Raw genomic sequence first — 2,064 nt, 5'->3', positions numbered from 1 at the left:
GGCTGGCGCGAGCCGACCGGCGGCGCGCGCTCCTGGGCGCAATTGCCGGCGCAGGCCATCAAATATGTCCGCCGCGTCGAGGAATTAATTCAGGCGCCGGTCGCGCTGCTCTCGACAAGTCCCGAGCGGGAAGACACTATTTTGATGCATAATCCGTTTCAGGATTGACGCCGGCGGGGGACGCCTCTCCCCTGTCCAGGCGGGCGCCGGCGAAAGGGCGCGTGGGGGAGAACTGACCCGCGCCCGCCGCGTCCCGGCCTCGCGCCGGCGCCAAGTCTGAAGAACGAAAATAAAGGCGCGAAATGGCTGATTATTATCCGCTGCTGGCCAAAGCAATCTCCGGCCTGAAAAATGCGACGCCCGAAACCCGGACCGCGATCTACGACCGGGCCCGCAAGGCGCTGCTCGGCCAGTTGCGCGCCATGCAGCCGCCCGCGCCGGAGGCCGCGATCGAGCGCGAGGCCAAGGCGCTTGAGGAGGCCATCGCCCGGCTCGAGCTGGATCACGCCGCCGCCGCCTCCCCGCCGCCCACTGAGCCGTCCGAATTCGAAGCGACGCCCGAGCCGGAAGCCGAACCCTCTCCCCCCGAGCCGGTGGCGCATGAGGTTCATAAAGACGAGGCGCATGAGGCTGAGGCCCAGGATGAGGCGGCCGCGGAAGGCCATGAGGCCGACAAGCGGCCGCCCGAGCCGCCGCCGCCCGTCACCGCAGACGAAACGCCGGCCGGCGCGCGAGACGAGGACGAACCCGAACTGCGCGAGGCCGCGCTGCGTCCCGCCGCGCCCAAACCCAAGCCGAGCCGGGCCGGCGGCTTGCGCCGCTTCGCCATTATCGGCGGCGCGCTGGCGGTCGTGGTTGGCCTGGTCGCCTTCTCCGCCTGGAAATTGCGCGACCGCCCCGAGGATCTCGCCAAGCTGGCGCCGGCGCCCGAGGCCGTGGAGCAGAAATCCGGCGGTAAGATCGGCGAACGGATCGGCGCCGACGGCGGATCGGCGCCGCGTCCCGCGCCGACCAATCCGGCGCCGCCGCCCGCGCCCGGCATCCCGATCGCCTATCGCGCGGCCATTCTATTGCAGGCGCCGTCCGAGCCCGGCGGGGTCAAGACCTATATCGGCACCGTGGTCTGGCGCCGCGACACCGCCAATCGCGGCCCCAACCAGCAATTGTCGAGCGCCATTCGCGCGGATGTTGATATCCCCGAGGCCGGCTTCAAGACGGCTTTGACGATCGAGAAGAATTACGAGCCGACCCTTTCGGCCAGCCATATCCTGAACATTCGCTTCGAGCCGTCGCAGGATTCGCCGATCGGCGCCGTCCAGGCGATCAATGTGCCGGAAATGCGCCGCGAGGATGCGCCGAAGGGCACGCCGCTGCAGGGGATGCAGGTCGATATCGCGCCCAATGTCTTCCTGGTCGGACTTTACTCGGCCGCCGAGGCGCAGAATGTCGACATGATCCGCAATCTCAACTGGTTCGACATTCCGATGAGCCTCGCCAACGGCAAGATTTCGAAAATCACCTTCGAAAAGGGCGCGGCCGGCGCCCAGATCATCAATGACGTCTTCAATGAATGGAAGGGCCAGCAATAGCCTGCCCAGACACGCAAACAAAAAGCCGCCCTTTTGGGCGGCTTTTTCGTTCAGGGCGGGACGGTCAGACCCGCGCCGGGACCGGCGCGGCGAGCGGCAGCGGGCGCGGCGGGATCGCCTCGGTGCGGGCGATGCCATCGCGCGCGGCCTGCTGCACCTTTTCGAAGGCGCGCACCTCGATCTGGCGCACGCGCTCCCGCGAAATACCGAATTCCGTGGAAAGATCTTCCAGCGTCATCGGATCCTCGGAGAGGCGGCGCGCCTCGAAAATGCGGCGCTCGCGGTCGTTCAGCACGCCGAGGGCCTGAGACAGCGCGGCGCGGCGGTTGTCGGTCTCCTCGCTTTCGGCGAGCAGGCTTTCCTGGTCAGTGCTTTCGTCCACCAGCCAATCCTGCCATTCGCCTTCGCCTTCCTCGCGCAGGGGCGCGTTCAGCGAGGCGTCGCCGGACAGGCGGCGGTTCATTTCCTGCACTTC

The 2,064-nt window shown here is 67.7% G+C and carries 3 protein-coding genes; 2 read left to right on the top strand and 1 reads right to left on the bottom strand.

The features are described from left to right. The coding region (locus ACE3S9_RS19015; RefSeq protein WP_374548044.1) for an adenylosuccinate synthetase at positions 1 to 168 on the top strand (168 nt) is incomplete at its 5' end. Positions 169 to 302: 134 nt separating this feature from the next. After that, on the top strand, positions 303 to 1,589 hold the full coding sequence (locus ACE3S9_RS19010) for a hypothetical protein (RefSeq protein ID WP_374548043.1): 1,287 nt from the start codon (positions 303 to 305) through the stop codon (positions 1,587 to 1,589). A 64-nt stretch (positions 1,590 to 1,653) separates the two neighbouring features. Here ACE3S9_RS19010 and ACE3S9_RS19005 read toward each other — a convergent pair. Next, positions 1,654 to 2,064 (bottom strand): sigma-70 family RNA polymerase sigma factor (locus ACE3S9_RS19005; RefSeq protein WP_374548042.1); only part of this gene is annotated, 411 nt, incomplete at its 5' end.

Source organism: Rhodoblastus sp. (assembly GCF_041915505.1).
Taxonomy (GTDB): Bacteria; Pseudomonadota; Alphaproteobacteria; order Rhizobiales; family Beijerinckiaceae; genus Rhodoblastus.
The sequence above is the reverse complement of the archived record's forward strand: the minus strand, read 5'-3'. Positions and strand labels throughout refer to the sequence as shown.

Bases quoted from the DNA above. Each gene is read 5' to 3' on its own strand.
- ACE3S9_RS19010 (WP_374548043.1), top strand. From the start codon at position 303: ATGGCTGATTATTATCCGCTGCTGGCCAAAGCAATCTCCGGCCTGAAA.